Annotated in this window: 21 protein-coding genes; 8 read left to right on the top strand and 13 right to left on the bottom strand. The window is 67.0% G+C overall.

Going from position 1 to position 26,243, the window contains the following annotated elements:
• Positions 1 to 75 precede the first annotated feature (75 nt).
• Positions 76 to 270, top strand: coding sequence for a SlyX family protein (locus ATO3_RS20485; RefSeq protein ID WP_088651872.1), 195 nt, complete (start codon positions 76 to 78; stop codon positions 268 to 270).
• An 83-nt stretch (positions 271 to 353) separates the two neighbouring features.
• On the opposite strand, the gene dnaE is transcribed toward ATO3_RS20485, so the two are convergent.
• Positions 354 to 3,884: a DNA polymerase III subunit alpha gene (gene dnaE / locus ATO3_RS20480; RefSeq protein WP_088651774.1), complete on the bottom strand. Its 3,531-nt coding sequence runs from the start codon at positions 3,882 to 3,884 to the stop codon at positions 354 to 356.
• A gap of 327 nt (positions 3,885 to 4,211) precedes the next feature.
• Between dnaE and hisS the strand changes: the two genes are divergently transcribed.
• The 3 genes from hisS to hisG are packed head-to-tail and all read left to right on the top strand — an operon-like array spanning position 4,212 to position 7,515.
• Positions 4,212 to 5,726, top strand: a complete 1,515-nt coding sequence (hisS, locus tag ATO3_RS20475; RefSeq protein WP_088651773.1) for a histidine--tRNA ligase — start codon at positions 4,212 to 4,214, stop codon at positions 5,724 to 5,726.
• Entirely contained in the window at positions 5,726 to 6,826 is a 1,101-nt protein-coding gene (locus ATO3_RS20470) for an ATP phosphoribosyltransferase regulatory subunit (protein ID WP_088651772.1), read from the top strand. Before hisS ends, ATO3_RS20470 begins: the two co-directional genes overlap by 1 nt.
• A complete protein-coding gene (gene hisG / locus ATO3_RS20465; protein WP_088651771.1) occupies positions 6,823 to 7,515 on the top strand; it encodes an ATP phosphoribosyltransferase in 693 nt (230 codons plus the stop codon). The genes ATO3_RS20470 and hisG overlap by 4 nt, the downstream gene beginning before the upstream one ends.
• Before the next feature lie 28 nt (positions 7,516 to 7,543).
• On the opposite strand, the gene ATO3_RS28870 is transcribed toward hisG, so the two are convergent.
• Positions 7,544 to 7,708 (bottom strand): hypothetical protein, encoded by a 165-nt coding sequence (locus tag ATO3_RS28870; protein WP_158218029.1) that lies wholly within the window; start codon positions 7,706 to 7,708, stop codon positions 7,544 to 7,546.
• 48 nt (positions 7,709 to 7,756) lie between these two features.
• Between ATO3_RS28870 and ATO3_RS20460 the strand changes: the two genes are divergently transcribed.
• A complete protein-coding gene (locus ATO3_RS20460; protein ID WP_088651770.1) occupies positions 7,757 to 8,749 on the top strand; it encodes a lipid II:glycine glycyltransferase FemX in 993 nt (330 codons plus the stop codon).
• Positions 8,750 to 8,832: 83 nt separating this feature from the next.
• On the opposite strand, the gene ATO3_RS20455 is transcribed toward ATO3_RS20460, so the two are convergent.
• From ATO3_RS20455 to ATO3_RS20445, 3 genes are all read right to left on the bottom strand, one after another.
• Positions 8,833 to 11,439 (bottom strand): peptidoglycan -binding protein, encoded by a 2,607-nt coding sequence (locus ATO3_RS20455; RefSeq protein WP_088651769.1) that lies wholly within the window; start codon positions 11,437 to 11,439, stop codon positions 8,833 to 8,835.
• 3 nt (positions 11,440 to 11,442) lie between these two features.
• Positions 11,443 to 12,657, bottom strand: coding sequence for a biopolymer transporter ExbB (locus ATO3_RS20450; RefSeq protein WP_088651768.1), 1,215 nt, complete (start codon positions 12,655 to 12,657; stop codon positions 11,443 to 11,445).
• Between the two features lie 68 nt (positions 12,658 to 12,725).
• Positions 12,726 to 13,256: a gamma-glutamylcyclotransferase gene (locus tag ATO3_RS20445; RefSeq protein ID WP_088651767.1), complete on the bottom strand. Its 531-nt coding sequence runs from the start codon at positions 13,254 to 13,256 to the stop codon at positions 12,726 to 12,728.
• A gap of 67 nt (positions 13,257 to 13,323) precedes the next feature.
• On the opposite strand from ATO3_RS20445, the gene ATO3_RS20440 reads away from it, so the two are divergent.
• A complete protein-coding gene (locus ATO3_RS20440; RefSeq protein WP_088651766.1) occupies positions 13,324 to 14,325 on the top strand; it encodes a DUF2125 domain-containing protein in 1,002 nt (333 codons plus the stop codon).
• Positions 14,326 to 14,488: 163 nt separating this feature from the next.
• Here the strand turns inward: ATO3_RS20440 and ATO3_RS20435 are convergent, their stop codons facing one another.
• The 6 genes from ATO3_RS20435 to ATO3_RS20410 form a co-directional block, all read right to left on the bottom strand.
• Complete coding sequence (locus ATO3_RS20435; RefSeq protein WP_233152235.1) at positions 14,489 to 15,259, bottom strand: extensin-like domain-containing protein; 771 nt, start codon at positions 15,257 to 15,259, stop codon at positions 14,489 to 14,491.
• Positions 15,260 to 15,369: 110 nt separating this feature from the next.
• Positions 15,370 to 16,365, bottom strand: coding sequence for a prephenate/arogenate dehydrogenase family protein (locus tag ATO3_RS20430; protein ID WP_088651764.1), 996 nt, complete (start codon positions 16,363 to 16,365; stop codon positions 15,370 to 15,372).
• Between the two features lie 42 nt (positions 16,366 to 16,407).
• A complete protein-coding gene (hisC, locus tag ATO3_RS20425; protein ID WP_088651763.1) occupies positions 16,408 to 17,487 on the bottom strand; it encodes a histidinol-phosphate transaminase in 1,080 nt (359 codons plus the stop codon).
• Between the two features lie 213 nt (positions 17,488 to 17,700).
• Positions 17,701 to 18,321: a 30S ribosomal protein S4 gene (rpsD, locus tag ATO3_RS20420; RefSeq protein ID WP_088651762.1), complete on the bottom strand. Its 621-nt coding sequence runs from the start codon at positions 18,319 to 18,321 to the stop codon at positions 17,701 to 17,703.
• Positions 18,322 to 18,746: 425 nt separating this feature from the next.
• On the bottom strand, positions 18,747 to 19,586 hold the full coding sequence (locus ATO3_RS20415) for a lipid A-modifier LpxR family protein (RefSeq protein WP_088651761.1): 840 nt from the start codon (positions 19,584 to 19,586) through the stop codon (positions 18,747 to 18,749).
• Positions 19,587 to 20,020: 434 nt separating this feature from the next.
• Complete coding sequence (locus ATO3_RS20410) at positions 20,021 to 20,452, bottom strand: DUF1489 family protein (RefSeq protein WP_088651760.1); 432 nt, start codon at positions 20,450 to 20,452, stop codon at positions 20,021 to 20,023.
• 118 nt (positions 20,453 to 20,570) lie between these two features.
• On the opposite strand from ATO3_RS20410, the gene ATO3_RS20405 reads away from it, so the two are divergent.
• Entirely contained in the window at positions 20,571 to 22,853 is a 2,283-nt protein-coding gene (locus tag ATO3_RS20405; protein ID WP_088651759.1) for an adenosylcobalamin-dependent ribonucleoside-diphosphate reductase, read from the top strand.
• Positions 22,854 to 23,727: 874 nt separating this feature from the next.
• On the opposite strand, the gene ATO3_RS20395 is transcribed toward ATO3_RS20405, so the two are convergent.
• Complete coding sequence (locus ATO3_RS20395; protein ID WP_233152234.1) at positions 23,728 to 24,525, bottom strand: pyrroline-5-carboxylate reductase family protein; 798 nt, start codon at positions 24,523 to 24,525, stop codon at positions 23,728 to 23,730.
• An 83-nt stretch (positions 24,526 to 24,608) separates the two neighbouring features.
• Positions 24,609 to 25,442 carry a class I SAM-dependent methyltransferase gene (locus ATO3_RS20390; protein ID WP_088651757.1) on the bottom strand — a complete coding sequence of 278 codons (834 nt, stop codon included), beginning with the start codon at positions 25,440 to 25,442 and terminating at the stop codon, positions 24,609 to 24,611.
• Between the two features lie 230 nt (positions 25,443 to 25,672).
• On the opposite strand from ATO3_RS20390, the gene ATO3_RS20385 reads away from it, so the two are divergent.
• Entirely contained in the window at positions 25,673 to 25,966 is a 294-nt protein-coding gene (locus ATO3_RS20385) for a DUF1330 domain-containing protein (protein WP_088651756.1), read from the top strand.
• Positions 25,967 to 26,243: the final 277 nt, after the last annotated feature.

The raw sequence follows: 26,243 nt of genomic DNA, 5'->3' as shown, positions 1-26,243 counted from the left end.
GTCCGTCAGGACCGACAAGCGGATGCGCCGCACATGAGGCTTGGCGCGGGGCCGCCCGTGCGTTACCTGCATGCCATGCAGGATTTGGAAGAAAAGATCGCGCAGCTGATGCGCAGCGTCGACGAGCTGAGCGATGTGGTTGCCGGCCAGGCCCGCGAGATCGATGTGCTGACCCGCCGGGTGGCCATGCTGATGCAGCGCGAGGCCCACCGCGAGGCCGAGGGCACGGGCGGCGCGGTCTTCGGCAACGAGAGGCCGCCGCATTACTGATCCGCGGCGCCCGCGTGTCAGGCAGGCGGTGGGGTGAAACCCCACCCTACATCGGCGGCCGGGACGGTGACCGTATCCCGGCCTCAGAGATCCTCGACCGTGACCACCCCGTCCAGCGACTTCAGCGCGCCCTTCACCTGGGGGTTCACCGCGAAATCGGACCCCAGATCCATGTCCACCTCGCCCGGCAGCGACGGATGCTGCAGGCACAGCTGCACCGGCCCCCGCGCGGCCTGCTTGGCGGCCTGTTTCGCCTGGTCCAGAACACCGGCCACGGTCGAGACCGCCGCCGCATCCTCGATGTAGATCCGCAGGCCAAAGGTTCCGCCCGCCGCCGCCGCGACACTGTCGATCGGCGCCACCGAACGGCCCAGCAGCTTCAGCTGGTCCGATTCCATCGTCGCCTCAACCGTCACCACCACGTTGGACCCCGCGTCGAGGAATTCCCGCGAGGCTTCCAGCGCCTCGGAGAACAGGGTGACCTCGTAATTGCCCGTGGGATCGGACATCCCGACAAAGGCGAACCGGTTGCCCTTGGCCGATTTCCTCTCCTGCCGCGCGGTAACGACACCGGCGAGCTTGGCGATCAGCGGCCCGTTCTGCGCCTTGGCCGTCACATCGTCCAGCGTCAGCACGTTCTGGCGCCTGAGCGGGCCCATGTAGTCGTCCAGCGGATGGCCGGTCAGGTAGAAGCCGATCGCCTTGAATTCCTCGCCCAGCCGCTCGGCCGGCAACCAGTCGGAGGCGGGCGAGAGGCGCGGCTCGGGCAGATCGTCGCCGGCCTCGCCGAACAGCGACACCTGCGCGGAGGCCTTCTGTTCGTGGATCGCCGCCGAATAGGCCACCAGCGCGTCGAGGCTGTCGAACACCCGGCGCCGATTGGGATCGAGCGTATCGAAGGCGCCGGCGCGGGCCATCATCTCCAGCGGGCGCTTGCCGACCTTCTTCAGGTCCACACGCCGTGCAAAATCGTAGAGGTTCACGAACGGCTGCTCGACCGGGTTTTCGGGCGTGCCTCCGGCGCGACGCGCCTCGGTCACCAGCTTCATCGCCTCGAGGCCCACGTTCTTCAACGCCCCCAGCGCATAGACCAGGTGCCCGTCCTTGACGTCGAACGTGGCCTCGGACCGGTTCACGCAGGGCGGGATATAGGGCAGGGACAGGCCCTTGCGGACCTCTTCGAAATAGATGCCCAGCTTGTCGGTAAGGTGGATATCGCAGTTCATGACGCCGGCCATGAACTCCACCGGGTGGTTCGCCTTGAGCCAGCCGGTCTGGTAGCTGACCACGGCGTAGGCGGCCGCGTGGGACTTGTTGAAACCGTAGTTGGCGAATTTCTCCAGAAGGTCGAAGACCTCCTTCGCCTTGGCCTCGTCCACGCCGTTGTCCATCGCGCCCTTGGTGAATTTCGGGCGCTCGGCGTCCATCGCCTCCTTGATCTTCTTGCCCATGGCGCGGCGCAGAAGGTCGGCGCCGCCCAGCGAATAGCCCGCCATGACCTGGGCGATCTGCATCACCTGTTCCTGGTAGACGATGATGCCCTGGGTCTCTTCGAGGATGTAATCGATCAGCGGGTGAACCGAGGAGATCTGTTTCACCCCGTTCTTCACCTCGCAATAGGTCGGGATGTTCTCCATCGGGCCGGGACGATAGAGCGCCACGAGCGCGACGATATCCTCGATACAGGTGGGGCGCATCCGCTTGAGCGCGTCCATCATGCCCGAGCTTTCCACCTGGAACACGGCCACGGTCTTGGCGCTGGCGTAAAGCTTGTAGGTCGCCTCGTCGTCCAGCGGGATCGAGTCGATGTCGTTCTCGGTCCCCGGCACCGGCTCGTAAAGCTCGGTGCCGTCGGCGGCCACGTGCAGGGGGCGGCCGGATTTCAGGATCAGGTCCAACGCGTTCTGGATCACGGTCAGGGTCTTGAGACCCAGAAAGTCGAACTTCACCAACCCGGCCTGTTCCACCCATTTCATGTTGAACTGGGTCGCCGGCATGTCCGAGCGCGGATCCTGGTACAGAGGCACCAGCCGGTCCAGCGGCCGGTCGCCGATCACCACGCCGGCGGCGTGGGTCGAGGCGTTCCGCAGCAGCCCCTCGACCTGCTGGCCGTAGGTGAGCAGGCGCTTCACCACCTCCTCGTTGCGGGCCTCCTCGCGCAGGCGTGGCTCGTCCTGCAAGGCCTTCTCGATCGAGACGGGCTTCACCCCCTCCACCGGGATCATCTTCGACAGCCGGTCCACTTGGCCATAGGGCAGCTGCAGCACCCGGCCCACGTCGCGCACGGCGGCCTTGGACAGAAGCGCACCGAAGGTGATGATCTGCGCCACCTTGTCGTGGCCATACTTGTCCTGCACGTAGCGGATCACCTCTTCGCGGCGGTCCATGCAGAAGTCGATGTCGAAGTCGGGCATCGAAACCCGTTCGGGGTTCAGGAACCTCTCGAACAGCAGCGAATAGCGCAGCGGGTCGAGGTTGGTGATCGTCAGCGCATAGGCGACAAGGCTGCCGGCCCCCGAGCCGCGCCCAGGTCCCACCGGAATATCGTGATCCTTGGCCCACTTGATGAAGTCCGCAACGATCAGGAAGTAGCCCGGAAAGCCCATCCCCTCGATGATGCCCAGCTCGAATTCCAGCCGTTTCTCGTAGTCTTCGACAGGGGCGGCATGGGGGATCACCTCCAGCCGCGCCTTCAGCCCCTCAACCGCCTGGCGGCGCAGTTCGACCACCTCGTCATCGGCGAATTTCGGCAGGATCGGATCGCGCCGATAGGCCATGAAGGCGCAGCGCTTGGCGATCTCCACCGTGTTCTCGACGGCCTCCGGCAGATCGGCGAACAGCGTGATCATCTCTTGCGGCGATTTCAGGTAATGCTGCGCGGTCAGCCGGCGGCGGTCTTCCTGCTGGTCGACATAGGCGCCCTCGGCGATGCAGATCAGCGCATCGTGGGCCTCGTACATGTCCGGTTTCGGGAAATAGACATCGTTTGTCGCGACCAGCGGCAGGTCCATCGCATAGGCCATCTCGATGTGGCCGCGTTCGGTCAGACGCTCGGCCTCGGGCTGGCCATCCTCGCCCGGATGGCGCTGCAGCTCGATATACAGCCGGTTCGGAAAGGCCTTCGCCAGCCGCTGGACCAGCGCCTCGGCATCGGCCCGGTGCCCGGACTGCAGCAGCCGGCCCACCGGCCCGTCCGGCCCGCCGGTCAGGCAGATGACACCGGCGGCATGCGCCTCCAGCTGATCGAGGGTGATCTGCGGCAGCTCGCCCTGCTTGCCGACATACAGGCAGGTGTTGAGCGCCATCAGGTTCTCGTACCCCTCCTCGGTCTGGGCCAGCAGGACCAGCGGCGCGGGCGGCTTCGGCTTGGCGCCTGGTTCGGGCACGATATAGGTGAGGTCGGTCTGCATGCCGATGATCGGCTGCACCCCGGCGCCGGCCGCCCCGACCGAGAATTCCAGCGCGCAGAAGAGGTTGTTGGTATCCGTCACCGCCACGGCGGGCATGCCCAGACCGGCGCATTGGCCGGGCAGTTTCTTCAGGCGCATGGCGCCTTCCAGAAGCGAATATTCGGTGTGAAGGCGGAGGTGGACGAATCCGGGCGTGCTGCTCATGGCGCGAGATTAATGCGCGCGCGCCGGGGCGGCAACGGGCCGACCGTGCCGAAGGCCGGGGTGGGGCGCGGCCTCCGGGTCTCTGCCGCGCGCGCCCTCACAGGTCCGCTTCAGGTCAGGCCGCCGGCGTCCGGAGAGCTGCGCGGGCGGGGCGCCTTCCCGGGCCATGTCCGGCACCGTCCAGGGGTCCCGCGTTAGGGTGGGGTTTCACCCCACCGCGCCGGTCAACCCGCCGCGGCGCATCGCCCATCCCCGTTTGCCCGCAGCGCCTTGCCCCGCCCCCGCCCTTCGGCTAGACCGCGCCGCGAAAAGAGGGGATGCAGACCCATGGCCAAGCCCAAGAAACAGCCCCGTCCCAAGGCGGAAACCCCGAAAGGGTTCCGCGACTATTTCGGGCCGGAAGTCACCGAACGCACGGAGATGCTGCGGACGATTGCCGGGGTCTACCATCGCTACGGCTTCGACGCGCTGGAATCGAGCGCGGTCGAGACGGTCGAGGCGCTGGGCAAGTTCCTTCCCGACGTGGATCGCCCGAACGAAGGCGTCTTCGCCTGGCAGGAGGACGACAGCGACTGGGTCGCGCTCCGCTACGACCTGACCGCGCCGCTGGCCCGCGTCTACGCCCAGCACCGCAACGACCTGCCCACGCCCTACAGGCGCTACGCCATGGGCCCGGTCTGGCGCAACGAGAAGCCTGGGCCGGGGCGGTTCCGCCAGTTCTACCAATGCGATGCGGATACGGTCGGCACGGCCTCGATGGCCGCCGATGCCGAGATCTGCGCGATGCTCTCGGATGCGCTGGAAATCGTTGGGATCCCACGGGGCGACTACCTGATCCGGATCAACAACCGGAAGGTCCTGAACGGGGTGCTCGGGAACATCTTCGGCGAGCCAGAAGCGGTCGCGGAAACGATTGGTGCAGGCGATCCGAGCGGCGAAGAGCGGATGCAGGGCGTTCTGCGGACGATCGACAAGTTCGACAAGGTTGGCGAAGCGGGAGTGCGCGAACTGCTCGGCAAAGGGCGTCTTGATGCGTCAGGGGCCTACATTGATGGCGTCGGACTGAACGATGACCAGATCGAACCTGTTATCCAGTTTCTGACGTCGAAGGGCTCGAGCAATCAGGAGACACTCGACAACCTTACGGCGGCCATCGGTACCAACGCCGTCGGTGGTCAAGGTGTGCTCGAGCTGAGGCAGATCGCCGAATTGCTCGACGCCGCCGGCTACGGCCCCGACCGCATTGTCATCGACCCTTCGGTCGTGCGCGGCCTCGGCTACTACACCGGCCCGGTCTACGAGGCCGAGCTGACCTTCGAGGTCTTCGACGAGAAGGGCCGCAAGCGCCAGTTCGGTTCGGTCGCGGGGGGCGGCCGCTATGACGACCTCGTCAAGCGGTTCACCGGCCAGGCCGTTCCGGCCACCGGCGTCTCGATCGGCGTCGACCGCCTGCTCACGGCGCTCCGCGAAAAGGGCCGGATCCACTCCGAGGCCCACGGCCCCGTCGTCGTCACCGTCATGGACCGCGACCGCATGGCCGATTACCAGGCCATGGTCGCCGAACTGCGCAATGCCGGCATCCGGGCCGAGGTCTACCTGGGCAACCCGAAGAACTTCGGCAACCAGCTCAAGTATGCCGACCGCCGCGACAGCCCCGCCGCCGTCATCGAGGGCGCCGACGAAAAGGCGCGCGGCGTGGTGCAGGTCAAGGACCTGATCCTCGGCAAGCAGATCGCCGAGAACGCCACGCTCGAGGAATGGAAGGAACGCCCCTCGCAGGTCGAAGTGCCGCGCAGCGAGCTGGTCGCGACCATCCGCAAGATCCTGGACGGACAGGGCTGATGCCCCGGTCAAAGCCCGCGCGTGCCGACATCCTCGCCCTGGCCGCACAGCTGCGCGCCCGGTTCGAGGCGGCCGGCGCCCGCCCGGTCGAAACCCCGATCCTGCAGCCCGCCGATACGCTTCTCGACCTCTACGGCGAGGAAATCCGCGCCCGCGCCTATACCGCCACCGACGCCCTGCGCGGCGAGCAGATGATGCGCCCGGATTTCACCGTGCCGGTCGTGCAGATGCATATGTCCCAAGGCGCCGAACCCGCGCGCTACACCTATGCCGGAGAGGTCTTCCGCCGTCAGGAGCATGATCCGGACCGCGCCAACGAATATATCCAGGTCGGCTATGAGGTCTTCGACCGCACCGATCCCGCCCAGGCCGATGCCGAGGTGTTTTCCCTGATTGCCCAGGCGCTTGACGGTCTTCCCGCGCGTCCCGCCACCGGCGATATCGGCATCCTCAAGGCCGCCGTCCAGGGGTTGCACACGACCCGGGCCCGCAAGGACATGCTGCTGCGCCACATCTGGCGCCCGCGTCGCTTCCGCACCCTGCTGGACCGTTACGCGGCCGCCGCGCGCCCCGCGCCCGCCCGCGCCGCGCTGTTCGACGCCGCCGATCCCTTCGTCGGTGCCGGGGCCGAGATCGGCCTGCGCAGCCGGGCCGAAATCGTCCACCGCCTGCGCGAGCTGCGCGACGAGGCCGAAACGCCGCCCATGAGCGCGCATGAGCTGGCCGGCATCGACGCCCTGCTGGCGGTGCGCGAAACCGCGCCCTTCGCCCTGCAGCAGCTGCGCGACATCGCGGTGGACCTGCCCGCGATCACCCCGGCGCTCGACGGGCTCGAATCGCGGCTGACCGCGCTGGCGGGGCGCGGGATCGACGTCGACGACCTGGAATTCGAGGCCAGCTATGGCCGCACGTCCATGGAATATTACGACGGCTTCGTCTTCGGCTTCTCGGTCCTCGGTCGGCCGGATCTGCCCCCGGTCGCCACCGGCGGGCGGTATGACGCGCTGACCCGCCAGCTGGGCCAGGGGGCAGAGATCCCGGCCGTCGGCGCCGTGCTGCGCCCGGGCCTGATGCTCGAACTGCGGGAGGCCGCGCGATGACCCTGAAGCTTGGCGTGCCGTCCAAGGGGCGGCTGATGGAGAAGACCTTCGACTGGTTCGAGCGCAGTGGCATCCGCCTGTCGCGCTCGGGCTCGGACCGGGAATATGCCGGCATGGTCGAGGGGATCGAGGGCGTGTCGCTGGTGCTTTTGTCGGCCGGAGAGATCCCGCGCGAACTGGCCGCCGGGCGCATTCACCTCGGCGTCACAGGCACCGACCTGATCCACGAAAAGCTCGCCCGCTGGGAACAGCAGGTCGAAGAGATCCAGCCGATGGGCTTCGGCGATGCCGATCTGATCCTCGCGGTGCCGCGTTTCTGGGTCGACGTGGACACGCTTGACGATCTGGATGCCGCCGCCGCCGGGTTCCGGGCCGCCCATGGCCACCGCCTGCGGATTGCTACGAAATATCATCGCCTTGTCCGTGATTTCCTGCGGGACGAAGGCGTGGCCGACTACATGCTGGTCGACAGCCAGGGTGCGACCGAGGGCACGGTGAAGAACGAGACCGCCGAAGCGATCGCCGATATCACCTCGACCGGGGAAACCCTGCGCGCCAACCACCTGAAGATCCTGTCCGACGGGCTGATCCTGCGCAGCCAGGCAACGCTCTGGCGCAGCCGCGTGGCGCCCTACGACACCGGGGACCGGACCACGCTGGCCGAATTCCTCGACCGTATCGACGGCTGACGCCCGCTGATCCGCGGCGCATGCCCGGTCAGCGCATCGCGACGCGCCAGATCACCTCGACCCCGCAGAGCAGCGCGCCGGCCGGCAGGGCGATTGCCAGCGCCAGCCAGAACGCCCCGGCCATCGTCGGGCGGGGGCGCGCGGCCGAGATGCCAAGGACCGGCGGCGCTCTCGTTTGCTTTCGCAGTTTCATGGGTTCCGTTTACCGCGTCTTAGGTTTTCGGATGGTTAATCCCGACCCATGGATTGGCAGAAACTGGACCGGCTGGCCGCAACGGGGCCGGTTCCGATGCAACAGCATGATCACTACGGCGCGACCTGCCGGGCCATGGGATCGCGCGTGGACCGCTACGCGCTTGGGACCCCGGGGGCGCATCGGGCCACCGCGCAGGTGCTGCTTCGGCGCGTGCCGCTGGTTGGCGATGTCGCACTGGTCTCCCGCGGGCCGACCTGGGCGCCCGACGTCGGCCCGGCCGACGCGCGCGCCGGAACCGAGGCGCTGGTGGCCCGCTTGCGCCGTGACTGCCGCGCGGTATTGCTTAGCTGCGATCCGCTGGCCGGGCAGGACGTGATGCAGCACTCCGGCCTGCTGCCGATGATGACGCCGGCCAACCAGGCGCGGCTTGCGCTGGGGTCCGAGGCGCAGATGCTGGCCGCCATGCATGGCAAGTGGCGCAACCGTCTGCGCCGCGCGCAAGAGGGGCCTTTGATCATCCGGAACACCCCCCTGCCCGAGGAGGCCGACCATTGGTTGCTGCTGCGCGAGGCGGCGCAGGCGCGGCGGCGGGGCTATCGCAGCTTGCCGGCCGCCTTCACCCATGCCTGGCGGGTCCTCAACGGCGCCCGCGCGACCCGGCTTTTCGTGGCGCGCTATCGCAAGGCGACGGTGGCCGCGATGCTCTTTCTGCTGCACGGCCAGGGTGCAAGCTATCATATCGGCTGGTCGGACGAGCTGGGCCGGCGATGCCACGCCCATAACCTGCTGCTCTGGCAGGCGGCGCGCTGGCTGTCGGCCCGTGGCTACGCCTGGATCGACCTCGGGGCGCTGGACACAGACCGCGCGCCCGGGCTGGCGCGGTTCAAGCTGGGCGCGGGCGCGCAGCTTCTGACCCTCGGCGCCACGCGGCTGAGCGCGCCCGGGACAGGGGCGGTTGCGCGGCTTTTCGGCCATGGCGGGGCAGGCGGGCCGGTGACATCCGGTTTGCCCAGGGCAGGGGAGGAGGCCATGCAGTGAGATCTGTGTACCGGGCAGAGCAGTTTGGCGCCCCCTTCGCCGGGGGCCAATGGCGGTGATCCCGGCCAAGGCCGGCGTGGGTCCTACTTCTCGGTCAGCTTCAGCTCGATCCGGCGGTTCTGGGCGCGGGCCTCGTCCGTGTCTGCGGGGTTGATCGGCTGGTATTCCCCGAAGCCGTTGGCCGACAGCCGGTCGGGCGCGATGCCCAGCTGTTCGACCATGAAGCGCACCACCGACAGCGCACGCGCCTGGCTGAGTTCCCAGTTGTCGGCGAACTGGCCGCCCAGGATCGGCACGTCGTCGGTATGGCCGTCCACGCGGATGATCCAGTCGATCCCCTCGGGGATGTCGTCCGCGACGCCCTGCAGGATCCGCGCGATCTTGGCGATCTCGTCGCGGCCCTCGGGCGTCAGGTTGGCGCCGCCCGAGGGGAACAGCACCTCGGACGAGAAGACGAAGCGGTCGCCCACGATCTGCACGCCCTCCTGGTTGCCCAGCACCTCGCGCAGGCGGCCGAAGAAGTCGGAGCGGTATTTCTCCAGATCCGTGGCCTCGGCCTCCAGCCGCCGGGCCTCTTCAGCCAGGCGCTCGGCCTCGGCCTCGGCGGCGGCGCGCGCCTCTTCCTCCAGCCGCCGGCGCCTGCGCTCTTCCGAGGCGGCCCGGGCCAGGGCGGTATTCAGCTCGGTGCCCAGCGATTCCAGCTGCACCTGCGCCTCTGCGTCGCGTTCGCGCGCCTCGTCCAGTAGGCCCTGCAGCTGGTTCAGCTGGGTGCGCAGCGCGGCGACCTGCTGGTTCAGCAATTCCGTCTGCCGCTGCGCCTCTTCCGAGACAGTCTCCTGCTCGGCCAGAGACTTGCGCGCCGTGGCCAGCAGGACGGCCCGCTGCTCGGCCTCGCTCAGCCGTGCCTCGGCGGCTTCCTCGGCCTCGGCCTGGGCGGCAAGTGCCGCCATCAGCCGCGATTGCAGCACTTCGCGATCCGTGGCCGCGGCCTGGGCGCGCTCCAGCGATTCCAATGCCGTCAGCAACCGCGCCTCGACCGACGCCTGGCTTTCGGCATTGGCCTCGGCCGCCGCGCGGGCCTCGGTCAGCTGGACCTGCAGGCGGGCCAGCCGGTCCTCGGCGGCCTGGCGGGCGGCGGCGTTCTCTTCCTCCAGCCGCGCCACCTCGGAGGTCAGGGTGTCCTGTGTCTCGTCCCGTTCGGCCTGCAGCGCGGCAATCTCGGCCAAAAGGGCGGCGCGGGTCTTGTCGGCCTCGCTCAGGATCTCGTCGCGCTCGGCGGCGAACTCCGCTCGTTCGGCGGCCAGCTCGTCGCGCAGCCGGGCCAGGGATTGTTCCAGCGCCGCGCGGGCGGCGGCCTGTTCCTCGGCCTCGGTCAGCCCGGCGGCCAGCGCGGCTTCGCTGTCGTCGCGTTCCGCGCGCAGGGCGGCCAGCTGGGCCGAGAGGTTGGCCTCGGTCTCGGCCAGTTCGGTCTGCAGACGCGCGACTTCGGCCTGCTGCGTCGTGCGTTCGGCGGCGCGTTCGGATTGCAGCCGGGCCAGCTCTGCCTCCAGCGCGATGCGGATCGCTTCGGCCTCGGCGCGGGCCGAGGACAGCTCGGCCACCAGAGAGGCCCGGGTCGCGGCACTTTCCTGACGAATGCGCGACAGATCGGCCTGCAGCGCGTCAAGGGTCGCCGCGTTCTCGGACTGCGCGACCTCCATCTGGGCCAGCACCTCGGTCAGGCGTTCGGCGAGTTCGTCGCGTTCGCTGGCGCGGGTCGTGGCGGTGTCAAGCGCGCCCAGAGCATCGGCCAGCCGCGCATCGGCGTCCGACTTGGCGGCCTCGGCGGCGGCGAGCAGGGTCAGCGTGTCCTCCGCCTCCTGCCGCTGGGCCTCCAGGGCCATGGTCATCGCCGTCAGCTCGGCATCGGCGTCTTCCAGACGCGCGCGCAGGGCACGCGCGGCCTCGGCCTCGGCGAGGCGGGCGGCTTCCTCGTCGCTCAGCTGGTCCTCAAGGTCGGCGACCCGCTCCGACTGGGTCTCGTTCCGGGTCTCAAGATCCGCGATCATCGCTTCCAGCGCCTCGCGGCGGGCGGCCGCCAGGCGGGCGGCCTCGGCCTGGGCGTCGATCTCGGTGCGGCTTTGCGCCAGGGCGAGGTTCAGCGCCTCCTGTTCCGACAGCAGCTCGTCCTGCCGGTCGGCCAGCGCGGCGCGTTCTTCTTCCAGCGCCTCCTGCGTGTCCTGCAGGGCGGCGATGCGATCGCGGTCACGGTCGCGCGCGGTCAGAAGGGTGGCGACCTGCGCCTCGAAGGCGGTGATCTCGGTCTGGGCGGCCTGCAGGGCCTGGTCCTGGGCGGCCCGTTCGGCGGTCAGCGCGGCGATGTTGGCCTGCGCGGCCTGCAGCGCGGCGTCGGCCTCGGTCAGCTCTTCCTGGGTGTCGTTCAGCGTGGCGTTCAGCGCGCCCATCCGCGCCTCCAGCTGGCTGGAGCGCCGTTCTTCCAGCCCCAGCGCCCGGGCGAGCGAACTGACCTCGGTCGAGAGCTGGTCGAGCTCGGTCTCCTGCCCGGTGATGGTTTCGCGCAGCACGAATTGCACGATCATGAAGATCGTCAGCACGAACATCAGCACCAGAAGCAGGCCGGTCATCGCATCGACGAAGCCGGGCCAGATCGAGCCCTGGAAGCGCTGACCGGTGCGGCGGGACAGCGCCATGGCTTACCCGTCCCCCTCGGCCCGGTTCGGCCGGCCGGCGCGCAGGGCGCGGGGTCCCGAGGGCGATCCCTGGGGCGCCAGGCTGCGGACTAGCAGATCGATATCCTTGCGCAGCTCCGACAGGCTTTCCTGCCGGCCGGCGGCCATTTCCTCAAGTATGCGCAGCATCTGCACGTCTATCGACCGCAGGCGCATGCGGCTTTCGGCATCCATGCCTTCGCCGGCGACGGCGCCCTGCTGGGCCAGCAGATCCACAAGGCGGTCCTGCCCCTCGGCCACGCGGGCCAGCGCCTCGGCGGACTGGTCGCGCTTGTCGAGCCGTTCGGTCATCTGCGCCACCGCGTCGGCGAGGTTGCCGAGCTTGTCGTCGACCACCGCGCGGCTGGCGTCGGACTGGGCGAACATCTCCTGCAGCGCGGTCATGTTCTGGTTCATCTGGTCCAGCATCGCGCCCAGGGCGCCCAGTTCCGCCGGGCCTTCGCCCTCGGTGGCGAAACCCACGCGGGTGATCGAGCTCAGCCATTCCTCCAGCTCGCGGTAGAAGCGGTTCTGGCCATGGCCGGCAAAAAGCTCCAGCAGGCCGACGATCAGCGAGCCGGCGAGACCCAGCAGCGAGGAGGCGAAGGCCACGCCCATGCCGCCCAGCTGGCTTTCGAGCCCGCTCATCAGCCGGTTGAAGATGTCGACGCTGGCCTCGCCCTCTTGCGGGGCGAGCGAGCGGATCGTGTCGACCACGGCCGGCACGGTGGTGGCAAGTCCGTAGAAGGTGCCGAGAAGGCCGAGAAAGATCAGAAGGTTGACGATATAGCGCGTGATCTCGCGGAGCTCGTCGATACGGGTGGCGACCGAGTCGAGGATTGACCGGGTCGAGGACGAGCCCAGCTGCATCCGGGCCTGGCGCGAGCGCAGCATCGTGGCCAGCGGCGCCAGGATGCGGGGCGCGCGGACGGTGTCCGTCATCTCTCCGGAGGCGAAATGTTCGATCCAGCGGACCGATCCGATCAGCTGGAACACCTGCCAGAAGCAGGCGATGACCCCGATGGCGAAGACCAGCACGATGAAGCCGTTCAGGTAGGGATTGGCCTCGAACACGGGCAGGACCCGCGGCAGCGCGAGGAAGGCGCCGGCGCCGGACAGCACGATGACCATCAGCATCAGAAAGATCTGGCGGATGGGCTGGGAGAAATGGGGTCTGGCCTCGCGGCCCGGCTGCGCCATGCGCTGCTCCTGGAAGTCGACTGCTCTGAAGGAGAACCTACAGATATTTCAAGGCTTGAGCCAAGATATTATGCCGCAAGGCAGCGAACGCGTTCGGTTAACCAGTCCAGATCGGCATCGGGGAGGCCCAGCTCGGCCAGATGACGGGCAGTATTGTAGAGATATTCGGTGTTCGGACCGCGCCCGCCGACGGCGGTGGCAATGATGCGGGCCTGGTCCTCAAGCGTGAGGTGACCGCAGTATTGCACGTGATCCGGGTCGATCACGTAGGTCAGCGCCTCGATCGTCTCGCCGGTATCCAGCTGCACGGGCAGGGTCTTTTCCAGGTAGGCCGACGAGACTAGTTCGCGTTCGCGCAGGTAGGCGAGGGTCTCCTCCTCGGCGGCTGCCTCGACAAGCAGGGCCTGACCCTTGCAGGCGGCGGCATCCATGGCGTCCAGGGCCAGGACGAGGCCTGGGTGATCCTCGGTCCCGCGGTGGTGGATGGAATACATGCAGAACGACCGGTGCCAGCCCGGCAGCGTCGCCAGCGCATGGCGGGCCACCGGAAACCCGGGGTTCCACAGCAGCGAGGCATAGCCGAACACCCACATCGTCATCTTGCACCTCTTGTCAAATCCGCGTCTATAAACCGTAAATCAAGAACGAGTTAAAGGGGCAGAGAACATGCGGTTGATCAGGGTTCTCGTCGGGCTGGCGGTGCTGTGGTGCCTTGTCTGGGGCGGCACGGCATTTGTGTTGCGTCAGGCCATCACCGGGTGGTTCGACGCCCGCATAGCCGAGGGCTGGCAGGCGGATTATGCCGAGATCTCCACCGGGGGCTTCCCGCTGCGCCATGTGACGGTGCTGCGCGAACCGGCGCTGGCCGATCCCGGCACGGGCCGCGCCTGGAGCGCGGATGCGATCAGCCTCGACAGTCCGGCGGTCTGGCCCGGGCGGCAGAGCCTGCGCTTTGCCGACACGCCGCAGTACATATCGTATTTCGACAACACCTCCGTGCTGACCGCCGCGGACATGGTGGCCGATCTCGACCTTGCGGTGGGGCTGGCGCTGCAGTTGCGGTCGATGGGGCTGAGCGCCGGGCCCTGGAGCCTGGAGGCGGCGGAGCGGCCGGTGGCCTCGGGCGCGGGGCTGACCATGGCGATGGTGCAGGATGAGGCGGTGGCCGAAACCTACGGGATCCTCCTGGACATACCGGATTTCGCGCCGGGACCGCGGCTGCGCGGGCTGATGGGCGGGGCAGAGAGCCTGCCCGACACGTTCGGGGCGCTGGCGATGGACATGGACGTGCGGTTCGACCGGCCCTGGGACCGTCGCGCGCTGGACGAACGGCGGCCACAGCCGCAGCGGATCGACCTGCGGCTGGCCGAGGTCGCCTGGGGCCCGCTGCGGATCTCGGCCGCCGGTGGGTTCGACGTGGATGCCGAGGGCGTGCCCGAGGGGCAGATCACGATCCGGGCGGAAAACTGGCGCGAGATGCTGCGCATGGCCGAAGCAGCCGGCGCGCTGCCGCCGGCGGCGGCGCAATCGGCGGAACGCGCCCTGGGCTTCCTCGCCGGGTTGGGCGGGAATGCCGGGGCGCTGGACGTGCAGCTGAACGTGACCGGCGGGGTCGTGGCGCTGGGGCCGATTCCGCTGGGGCCCGCACCGCGGCTGATCCTGCGCTGAGCTGTGGCGGCGGGACGACCTGCGGGTCACACCTCCCGCCCGCCCACCCCGGTGTGCCCCGCAGGTCGGGCACGGGATCCCGGGGGTATTGGGGGGCAGCCGCTGCCGGCCGGCATCCTGGGGGTGTTCGGGTCTTGGGCTGCCAGGCGGTGAACGCCCTGCCTCAGCGGCAATAAGCGCCGCTTCGGTAATTGGCGGTGTCGAGGTGGAAGTGATCGCGGTGAAAGCTGTCCGACCGCGGGCCCAGCACCGTGCCGAAGATCCCGCAGGCGGCGGCATGGGTCTTCACCAGCGCCTTGCCCAGCTTGCCCCGGTTCCAGTCGCGCAGCACCGTGACCTGCTCGCCGTTGCGCAGGGTGAAGGCCGAGATGTCGATCGCCCGCCCCTTGGCATGTTCCGACAATTTCGCCCCGGACTGGTTGTTCCGTGTCCGGCAGGCGTAGTGGGCGGCCACCTTGATCTCTACCACCCGCTTGCCGAAGGCCGGCTGCACGGCCTTGTCGACCCAGGTGTTCAGCGCTTCGGCCGTGTCGCAGGTCATCAGCGCCGAGGTGCTAAGCTTTACCCCCGAAACAGAGCGCACGCGCACGGCGTCGGGAATATGGCAGCCTCCGCCCTTGCCGTAACTGCCGATGCGCTCGCCCTGGATGTCGATATTGCCGCAGACCGATCCCTTGCGCTTCTTGCGCTTGCCGAACAGCGCCTGCTGCACGACGCTGTCAGGCCGGAATGTGGGCCTGGGCGACATCTCGGGGCTGAAGACCGGTGCGCCGGGCGCGCGGGCAGCAATCGCGATCAGCTGCTGGGACACCGGGCGCGGGGCGGGCCGCAGATCGGGCAGCTGCGGGCCGCCGACGCGCGGGGCCGCAAGCGGCACCTTGGCCACCGCAAGCATATCGGTCGCCGCAGCGGAGCGGGTCACCTCGACGGACATGCCGGGGCGCTCTTGGGGATGGAGCGAGCGCGCGGGGGCCTCGGATCCTGCGGGAAGGCTGCCGGCCGCGACCGCGGCGAGGGCCAATCCCAGTACCGCGGCGCGCCGTTTCATGTGCCGGCCTTGCTCGTGCCGGCCTTGCTCGTGTCGGCCCTGCTCTTGCCGGCCCCGCCCGTGTCGCTCCGGCCGTCGCCGGGCAAGCCGCGCCCGAAATCCGGAGCCGCCGTATCCTGGCCGGCTTCGATGATGCCGCGCCGGATGGCGCGTGTGCGCGTAAAGTAATCGAACAGCAAATCTCCGTCCCCCGTTCGGATCGCCCTCTGTAACGCGAACAATTCTTCCGTGAAACGGCCAAGGATTTCCAGTGTCGCGTCCTTGTTGTTGAGAAAGACATCCCGCCACATGGTCGGATCACTGGCGGCAATCCGCGTAAAGTCGCGGAATCCCGCCGCCGAATACTTGATGACCTCGCTGTCGGTGACCCGGCGCAGGTCGTCGGCGACGCCGACCATCGTGTAGGCGATCAGGTGCGGAGTGTGCGATGTGACGGACAGGACCAGGTCGTGGTGGTCGGCATCCATCGTCTCGACCCGGGCGCCGATGCCCTCCCACAGACGGATGAGACGGTCGGTCGCCTCCGCGTCGGTGCCCTCGACCGGGGTCAGCAGCGTGTAACGGTTGTCGAAGAGCGTGGCGAAGCCGGAGCGGGGGCCGGAATGCTCTGTCCCGGCCAGCGGATGACCGGGGATGAAATGCACGCCGTCGGGCAGGTGGGGGCCGATGGCCTCGATCACCTGTTTCTTGACCGAGCCGACGTCGGTCACCGTGGCGCCGGGCTTCAGCACCGGGGCGATGTCGCGGGCCACGGCCTCCATCGCTCCCACGGGCACGGCGAGCACGACAAGGTCGGCGCCCTCGACCGCCTCTCGCGCGGTGTCGCAGATCCGGTCGCACAGCCCGATCTCGCGCGCGGTGTCCCGGGTTTCGGCCGAGCGCGCATAGCCTGTGACCTCTCCGGCCAGTCCGGCACGTTTCATCGCCCAGAACATCGAGGAAGCGATCAGGCCAAGGCCGATCAGCGCCACGCGGTCATAGAGTACTGGCATTGGAAAAGGGCCTTCCGAGGTCCGTCTGTCGGGTGGATTGGATCAGGTGGATTTGAAGTCGCGCACGGCCTCGGCGACGCGGCGGCAGGCGGCCTCGTCCCCGATGGTGATGCGGACGGCGGCGGGAAGGTTGAAGCTGGCGGTGTAGCGCACCAGCAGCCCGCGCGATTGCAGGAAGTCGACGCAGCCCTTCGCCTCCTCGGCGCTGGCGAAGCGGGCGAGGATGTAATTGGTGCAGGAGCTGTCCGAGGGCACGCCTGTTTCGGCCAGCGCCTCGGCCAGCCAGGCGCGCCAGGCGGCGTTTTCGGTCCGGCAATGGATCACCCACTCCTGATCGCGCACGGCGGCCTCGGCGGCCATCAGCGCGGTGGAGGAGACGTTGAAGGGCCCGCGCACGCGGTTGAGCACGTCGATCACGTGGTCCGGACCGTAGCCCCAGCCGATGCGCAGACCGCCCAGCCCGTAGATCTTGGAGAAGGTGCGGGTCATCACCACGTTGCGGCGGCTGTCGACGAGGCCTGCATGACCGTCGAACCCCTCGACGTATTCGACGTAGGCGCCATCCAGCACCAGCAGCGCCTGCTCGGGCAGACCGTCGGCCAGCCGCGCGACCTCGGCCTGCGAGATCATGGTGCCGGTCGGGTTGTTCGGGTTGGCGATGAAGACCAGCCGCGTGCGGTCGGTGCAGGCGGCGAGGATCGCGTCCACGTCCGTCACGCGCTCGCGCTCGGGCACCTCGACCGGGGTGCCGCCGGCGGCGAGGGTCGAGATCCGGTACATGCCGAAGCAATGGTCGGTGTGGATCACCTCGTCGCCTGGGCCCACATAGGCCTGGCACAGGAAGGCGATGATCTCGTCCGAGCCGACGCCGATGATGATCCGGTCGGCATCCAGACCGTGCACCTCGGCGATGGCGTGGCGCAGGGGGGCGTGATCGGAGGAGGGATAGAGCATCAGCGACGAGACGCTGGCCTTTACGGCCTCGGCTGCGGCGGGCGAGGGGCCCAGCGGGTTCTCGTTCGAGGACAGTTTCACGACATTGGCCACCCCGTCCACATGGGCCTTGCCGCCCTGGTAGAGAGCGATGTCCATGATGCCGGGCTGCGGTTGGATCTGTGTCATGATCGGATCTCCTGCGTTGCGACCTCTTACCCATGCGTCGAAATCTTGGAAAGCGGCAAACCGCGGCGCTGGCGGGATGGTTCGGGAGTGTAGGGTGGGTTTTCAACCCACCGCCCGCGCACCGGTGGGTTGAAAACCCACCCTACACTCCCGAAACGCAAAAGGCCGCGCCCGGATGGCGCGGCCTTTCGACATCTCGGGACCTGATCGGGATCAGTTCTTGGCGTAGAATTCGACGACCAGGTTCGGTTCCATCTGCACCGCGTAGGGCACATCGCCCAGCGACGGGGTGCGGACGAAGGTTGCGGTCATCTTGTTGTGGTCGACGTCCAGGTAATCGGGCACGTCGCGCTCGACCAGCTGCGAGGCTTCCAGCACGGAGGCCAGCTGCTTGGACCGGTCGCGGACCTCGATCACGTCGCCTTCCTTCACGCGGTAGGAGGGGATGTTCACGATCTTGCCGTTCACGCGCACGTGCTTGTGGTTCACGAACTGGCGGGCGGCGAAGACGGTCGGCACGAACTTGGCGCGGTAGACAACCGCGTCCAGGCGGCGCTCCAGCAGGCCGATGAGGTTTTCACCGGTGTCGCCCTTGACCCGCTCGGCTTCGGAATAGATGCGGCGGAACTGCTTTTCGGTCAGGTCGCCGTAATAGCCCTTCAGCTTCTGCTTGGCGCGCAGCTGGATGCCGAAATCGGACAGCTTGCCCTTGCGGCGCTGGCCGTGCTGGCCGGGGCCGTATTCGCGGCGGTTGACCGGGGACTTGGCGCGGCCCCAGATGTTTTCGCCCATGCGGCGGTCGATCTTGTACTTGGCAGACGTGCGTTTGGTCACGGCTGATCTCCTTCTTTGGCGCCGACCGGAAGGCCGGCTATGAAGGGCGTTGTCCTCTGGACCCGCATCATGCGAGCCCTGACAGGCATCCCCTTGCGGGGGCCACCAACACCAATGAAGCCGCGCTCATACCGGATGGGGCGGGGGAGTCAATCCCCGGTCGCGGGATTCGCCGCGATCGCGGGATATCCCCGGGCCGCAGGTCGCGCCGGGGACGGCCGGCCGGTGCGCTCAGGCCGCGTCATGGAAGCTCTTGGTCTCGGCCCCGTTGGCTCAAAGGATCTGGTGATGCGGCAGATGGATGTAGATCTAAGTGACCTCGCGCACCGACAGGTCGCGCGCGGGCACCAGCGTCTTTTCACCGTGAGTTAGCATGGTGGTAATTCTCGGCAGCCCTCAGCACGTCGTGGTGCCGGAATGCGACATCAAAACCGCAGTTGAAGCTGCAGCGCCCCGAGAAGCTGGCTGTCCGGGCGGTTCGGAACCGCCTGTTCCATCCAGGTCATGCCGTAGAAGAGATTCAGGTCGCCACTGCCGTAATGCACGCCCGCGCGCAGCCTGCCGCGATGGCGCGCCAGCGCGGCCTCGCCCATGCCCACATCGAGGTAGCGGCTTTCCGACACATGGGCGATGTCGGCCCCCAGAACCAGCGCAAAGCCGGGATCGCCCGTGCCGGTCGCGCCGGCGCGAAAGCCCGTCACCGGGTTGCGCGGTGCCAGGCCGCCGTAGCCAAGGTCCCCGATCACGAGATCCGTGCCAAGCCGGGCCAGGGTCTCATCGCCCATACGCGCCTGGGCAAAGGGGCGCAGCGTGAGCCGGGGCGCCAGAGGCACCTGCTGGCCATATTCCAGAACGCCCGCCGGCTCCGGTTGCCTGCCATATGACACGGACCGGTCCGGGCCGGGCAGGACATCGCCAAGACCCAGCTGTACGCTGCCGGACCCGTCCGGCGTCAGCCCGCCGCCAAGCGACAGTTCGTGCCGGCCAAGCGCCAGCCGGCCATAAAGCCCGGCCCCGGCCATACCACCCTCGGCCTGCGTGGTCGTGTTGCCATGCCAGTCCAGCCGGGCCGGGGGCGAAAGATCCGCCGCCGCCCCGTATCTGCCCGGCCCGTATGGGTCCGTTGACGCGTTTGGCCCAACGCGCGTCGCCAGGCCTGCCGTCCGGGCGCCAAGGGAGACCCAGCCATAGCTGCCGTCCTCTGCCCGCAAGGCACCTGCGGACAGCATCAGGATCATCGACATGTAGGCCAGCATGCCGCGCATCGGCGACTCCTCCAAACTCCGGCCCGGGGCGCGTGATCGCGGGCCCGGGGTGCGACTCGCCTTCAGAGAGAGCCGCCTTCATGTTCGGGCGGACTGGCAAATAAATGATTTACCGAACTGTCCTTTTCGCTGTCGTACCCGCGCGATGCGGCGACAAGAGACAGGAGGAAGGGGGGCGCAATGCCGCCGGTCATGCCGATAGAGCGACGAAGCCGCCGGTTGGCGTATTGCGGTGGAAGGCGCCCAGGGCGCGGCTTTGCTAATTTTGACCTCAGACGCGTCGGTCGCTGGTCGCGGCCGCGGACCAATGCGGCGGCGTCATCCGAAGGGAAGGAGAGATATCGCCCTGACCTGAGCGCAGGGCAGGCAGGTGCTTTGCGTCCGGACAGCCGACCGGAGGCGCCATCCTTTGTCGGGCCCCTGGTGTCGGGCGCCTAGCGTACCCCGATATCCGCCAGCTCCGCCGCCAGCTTCGGCGGCAGCGCATCGTCATTGGCGTGGCCGGCGGGTAGATCCTCGGGCGCATCCTCGGGCGTCAGGTAGCGCCAGCCCTGGAACGGCCGGCGCGGCAGCGGGCGGGTGCGGGTCACCTCGTGCTCCAGCACGATGCCGCAGCGCTCGATCCCGTCGGACCCCGTGACCGGGTCCAGTCGCAGCACCTGCTGCCGGCACAGCACCAGCCCCTTGAACACCCAGAACAGAGACCCGCCGTTGAGCAATTCCGCCTCGCGCCGGGGCCACATCCGTGTCACATGACGCGGCAATCCGTCCGTCCCGCGCGCCCGGGCCGTCGCCTGCCAGTGTTCCAGGTCCTCGACCGCTGCGGCGCCGACGCAAAGCTTCACCAAGTGTATCGTCTTATCCACAGAGTCGTCCCCACAATCCGCCCTATATTGTAGAGGCCACGGGACCGACATCAAGCTGTTGAGGTGCAGGGGCCAAATGATATACCTTGTTCCTCCTGCCGAAAAAGGGAATCGCCCGATGAGCCGTTTCGCCGCCCCCATTGCCGAACAGATCTGGGACATGAAGTACCGCTTCAAGGAGGCGGACGGCAGTCCGATCGACCTTACCGTCGAGGACACCTGGCGCCGCATCGCGCGTGACCTCGCACGGGTGGAAAAGGACCCGGACCACTGGGAAGAGCGGTTCTATGCCGCGCTGGAGGACTTCAAGTACCTTCCCGCCGGGCGGATCACCGCCGGGGCCGGCACGGCGCGCGCGGTGACGCTGTTCAACTGCTTTGTCATGGGCACGATCCCCGACAGCATGGGCGGCATCTTCGAAATGCTGCGCGAGGCGGCGCTGACCATGCAGCAGGGCGGCGGAATCGGCTACGATTTCTCGACCATCCGGCCGCGCGGCGCCAATGTCACCGGCGTGGCGGCGGATGCCTCGGGTCCGCTCAGCTTCATGGATGTCTGGGACGCGATGTGCCGCACGATCATGTCCGCAGGCTCGCGCCGGGGGGCGATGATGGCGACGATGCGCTGCGATCACCCTGATATCGAGGATTTCGTCACCGCCAAGGGCGATGCCGCGCGGCTGCGCATGTTCAACCTGTCGGTGCTGGTGACCGATGCCTTCCTCGAGGCGGTGAAGGCCGACGGCCCGTGGGAGCTGGTCTTTGACGACAAGGTCTATCACACGGTTCAGGCCCGCGACCTGTGGAACCGGATCATGAAATCGACCTATGATTTCGCCGAGCCGGGCGTGATCTTCATCGACCGGATCAACCAGGCCAACAACCTGTCCTATTGCGAGACCATCGCCGCGACCAACCCCTGCGGCGAACAGCCCCTGCCGCCCTACGGCGCCTGCCTGCTGGGCTCGATCAACCTCGCCCGCTTGGTGGACCGCCCCTTCGAGGAGGGCGCGACGATCGACGATGCCGCGCTGGAGGATCTGGTCGCGACTGCCGTTCGGATGATGGACAACGTGGTCGATGCCTCGAAATTCCCGCTTCCGGAACAGGAAGCGGAGGCGCGCAACAAGCGCCGGATCGGGCTGGGCGTGACCGGTCTGGCCGATGCGCTGCTGATGATGGGCCTGCGCTATGGCTCGGACGAGGCTGCCGCACAGACCGAGGATTGGCTGCATCGCGTGGCCCGGGCCGCCTATCTCGCCTCGGTCGAGCTGGCCAGGGAAAAGGGCGCCTTCCCGCTGTTCGAGGCCGGGCCCTTCCTGGCCTCCGGCACGATGCAGCAGATGGACGACGACGTGCGCGACGCGATCCGTGAACACGGTATCCGCAACGCGCTGCTGACCTCGATCGCGCCGACGGGCACGATCAGCCTTTATGCCGGCAATGTCAGCTCGGGGATCGAGCCGGTCTTTGCCTATGCCTACACGCGCAAGGTGCTGCAGAAGGACGGTTCGCGGACCGAGGAAGAGGTTGTCGATTACGCCGTCCAGCTCTGGCGCGACATGTTCGGCGAGGCCGAGCTGCCGGAGTATTTCGTGAACGCCCAGACGCTGCAGCCCTCGGAGCATGTGAAGATGCAGGCCGCGGCGCAGAAATGGGTGGATTCGTCGATCTCCAAGACGATCAACTGCCCCGAGGATATCTCCTTCGAGGCGTTCAAGGACGTCTACATGCAGGCCTGGGAAACCGGCTGCAAAGGCTGCACGACCTATCGGCCGAACGAGGTGACCGGCTCGGTTCTGAGCGTGAGCGAGACGACGGACCACGCCCCCGGCGAAGCGCCGGTCGAGGACGGGATCGCCCCGGGCGGCGACGTGATCTACATGTCGGAACCGCTGGACCGGCCGCAGACGCTGGAGGGGCAGACGTACAAGCTGAAATGGCCCGACAGCGAGCACGCGATCTACATCACGATCAACGACATCGTCATCGGCGGGCATCGCCGGCCGTTCGAGGTGTTCATCAACTCCAAGAATATGGAGCATTTCGCCTGGACCGTGGCGCTGACCCGGATGATCTCGGCGGTATTCCGGCGCGGGGGCGACGTGTCCTTCGTGGTCGAAGAGCTGAAGGCCGTCTTCGACCCTCGCGGCGGGGCCTGGATGCAGGGCAAGTACATCCCGTCGATCCTCGCGGCGATCGGCGGCGTGATCGAGCGGCACATGATCGCCATCGGTTTCATCGAGGGCGAGGGCAAGGGCCTGAAATCCGACCCGACGGCGGAGGTCGTGAACCTCGGCGCCCCCCGCGGCCCGGCCTGCCCGAGCTGCGGGCAATACGACATGCGGATGGTCGAAGGCTGCATGACCTGTGCGTCCTGCGGGCATTCCAAGTGCGGGTGATCGACGGGCGTGTTGGAGGAGTCAGAGAAAGCAGATGAATGCGCAAACGGAAGCATAAGTCTGCGCAAGGGGTGTCAAGGGCGAAACGTATCGCCTGGTGTCCTTGGGCTACTCTCTGAAAGACGGTGACAGAGGCGCTGGAGCAGACGCTCCGGCGCCTTTCGCGTATGAAGGGGATGTTCGGTTCGTGGCATGAGGCGGCGGATCCGGCTCAGGGCCGTTGTGCCCTCTCTGTATGAGCCTGAGCATGGCGCAGTGGGGCTGGCTTGGGTGGTGAGACCCTGGACACGAGGTCGCTTAGAAGCAGTGGGAACTCCGATGAAGACCATTAAGCCGACGCAAGCTGTCGCTACGATCCTCAGCCGATATCAGCGGCGGAGAAATTGTCAGGTGCCCGTCACGGCAACAGATGTCTACGCCGATACCCTTGCTCGCGTCTGTGGAGACGACGTTGACCTCGACCCGGTCGAACGGGGCCTCATCCACCTCAAGCGCCAGAAGGTGATTTCCTGCCGAAGACTGGTCACCCTTCTTGCTCGCCATCAGCGGGAGATCAGACCTGAGCGACGCCTCCCGAGGGCTTCCCAGGGTGCTGGGCTTAAAGCCAGATACCAATACACGAAGCGTCATCACTCTTGGGAGCGAATGGTTTGCTTCGAGGGGCCATAGTCATTGCTCACGCCCGGCGCTGCATGATGATCTGCCCTGGCGCGAAGGGCGGGGAGCTGCCGTTCGCTGCGCATTGCACGAATGACTAAGATGCGCAGGTATTGTCGAGGCAAGGTGGTGCAGAATCCAGCTTCAAAGAATGTTGATCTGTGGTCGGTGGTCGCTGACGCAGGCTCGGCAGCGATCTACTCGAGCGTCACATCAATCATCCGATGGAGCGCGTTCTCGCGACGGCGGCATCGAGACCCTTTGCGATGTCTTTCGTGATCGAGGAGCGATCCATCTCTTGCAGACCGGCGGCAGTCGTTCCGGCGTAGTTGATCATCTGTGTCACATGCTCGGCAGGGGTCATCGTGCCCGTCGACATCAAGGTTCCTGCACCGAGGAAAAGTTGCCGCACCGCGCGATTGGCGATGTCCGGCGCGATCCCCTGGGTCTCGGCGTAATCCACCATCGCCTTGGCGTAGAAAGCGACGAAGCCGGGCACCGGACCTGTCATCGCGGTGAAGCATTCAATATGAGCTTCGCTTTCGACTTCGTCCGTGAGGCCGCAGGCTTCGAATATGGCTACCGCTGATTTGCGATCGCCCGCTGTGACGTCGTCGGAGGCACACCAGGGCGAATATGCCAGTCCTTCTCGGGCTGCGGGGCTGCTCATGGCGCGAATGATCCGCCGTGCACAGGTGAACGTTCCAAGTTGGGCGATCGACACCCCTGCCATGACGGATATGACCAGCCTCTCCGACGCATCCATCGCGATGCTCGCCGCCGAGGCCGGCGGCACGACGAGCAGGATGACGTCGCAAGCATCGGCAACAGCCTGATGGCTTGTGGTCATATTGACACCTGGGTGGTCATCAAAGGCGCCCTCGGCACCACTTCTGTTCGCGACCCACAATTGCCTTGCCGACACGACCTGACGGTCCAGAAGCGCATCCGCGATGGCTCGTCCGAGCATGCCCGTTCCGCCGACGATCCCGATAGCTCTGTCCGGTCCCACCACCTGTTGCTCCTTCTCGGTCCGAATGTCCCGCTCAAGCTGCGCCGCCACAGGTCGCCGTTGCTGTGCGTGTTAGGCAAGTCCGGTCAGGCGGCTGGCTTTCGGCAGATGATCTGCACAGGGTGCGTTCTGTGCTCCTCGATGTTCCGCGCAGCGTTCCGAACCTTCTCGTCGGCTGTCTCCCCCAAGAGGATGTGAACGCCGAAGGCGGGCAGCTCGCCACGACCAGCCGCCGCGATCGCACTCCGATAGGCGTCCAGATAGTCCTGTCCCGTGTCGGTCACTCCGATTCGGGAGAAACCGGCTTTCGACAGGCTTTGCACCGTCTCGGACGGCGGGACCAAGAAAGCGCCTGCACCGTCCTGCGACCACGGCACGGGGTGGTGCGGATCACCAGTTGGCCCGAGGCCATGTTCGGTGAGCGCGAAGAACGCGCCCGGCTTCAGGACGCGGAACGCTTCAGCGAAGAACCGGTCCCTGTCGGCGACGTTCATCGTCACATGCTGCGAATAGCCGCCATCGAATTGAGCGTCCACAAAGGGAAGGCTCTGCCCATCTGCGATCTGGATCGTGACGCGATCCTCAAGGCCGACAAGGTCCGTCAACTTATTCGCGGCTTCAACAAACGGGGCGGTGATGTCGATGCCATCCACCCTGCAACCGAAACGTTGTGCCAGATAGCGCGCCGGCCCGCCGACGCCGCATCCTATATCCAGGATGCGCTCGTCCTCGCCGATCGGCAGAGCATCCGCGAGATCCCTCGTTGCGGGAAAGCCGCGTGCATGGAAATGATCGACCGGCGCCAGCTGATCGACCGTGACGCGAGACGGATCGATGCCGGCCTCCAGCATGGCCGCATAGATCTTGGAAAACACGTCGCCGGCTCCCCAGTGCTCCGAGATCAAGCGGGCGTCAGCCATGGTTCGTCCTCTTCATTTGTCTCAGATCAGAGTTCATACCGTTCGGCGACCCAAGTCCATCCAAATGCGCCGAAGGGCTCGGTGCGCCTACGCCTTGGCACGGTGCGCACATCCGTCGTCTTGGTGAAGATTGCACTCATCCGGGCTGACGCTTGGATCATCGATGTTGCGGCGCAGAAAATGCACCTTACACTGCCAGAACCCGTTCCACCGCAGCTCAGGAAATCGCTATGACGGCATTCATTATCGGTCAGATGCTGATTCACAATCGCGATTGGATGGAAGATTACTTCTCCAGGATTCCGGATGTCGTGGACCAGCATAAAGGGAAGTTTTGCGTCCGCGGCGGTAGCCCCAAGCGCATGGAGGGAGGAGGAACCTTGCCGGATGCTGCTTTCATCCTCGAATTTCCTAACCGCAAGAACGCCGAAGCGTTCTGGGCATCTGATGAATTCCAGTCTCTTGCCGTGCTACGGCGCTCTGGCTTGACTCTTAACGCCATTCTCGTTGACGCGCTGGAGTAAGCTCAATTCCGACATGTCCTCGCAACAGGCCGTCTGACGCTCGGTCACGCACGAAGACAACGCAGATGCCCGCTTTTCTGAAACTGCGCCGCAGCATTCCCGCGGATTTGATGGCGGCTTTAGGCCGAAAACGGATGCGGCCGTCGCGAACATTGCCGCGAAAGAGCACCACTGCTTCTCTGTTTCGCGTTGGCTCGAGGTCACGGCGTAGGGTCAGGATTCATAACCAGTAAATTGAGCTACCCCCCAAATTTCGGACACTGACATAAGCTATGAT

Origin of the sequence: Marinibacterium profundimaris (assembly GCF_002210095.1) — a bacterium.
Lineage (GTDB): Bacteria > Pseudomonadota > Alphaproteobacteria > Rhodobacterales > Rhodobacteraceae > Marinibacterium > Marinibacterium profundimaris.
The sequence above is the reverse complement of the archived record's forward strand: the minus strand, read 5'-3'. Positions and strand labels throughout refer to the sequence as shown.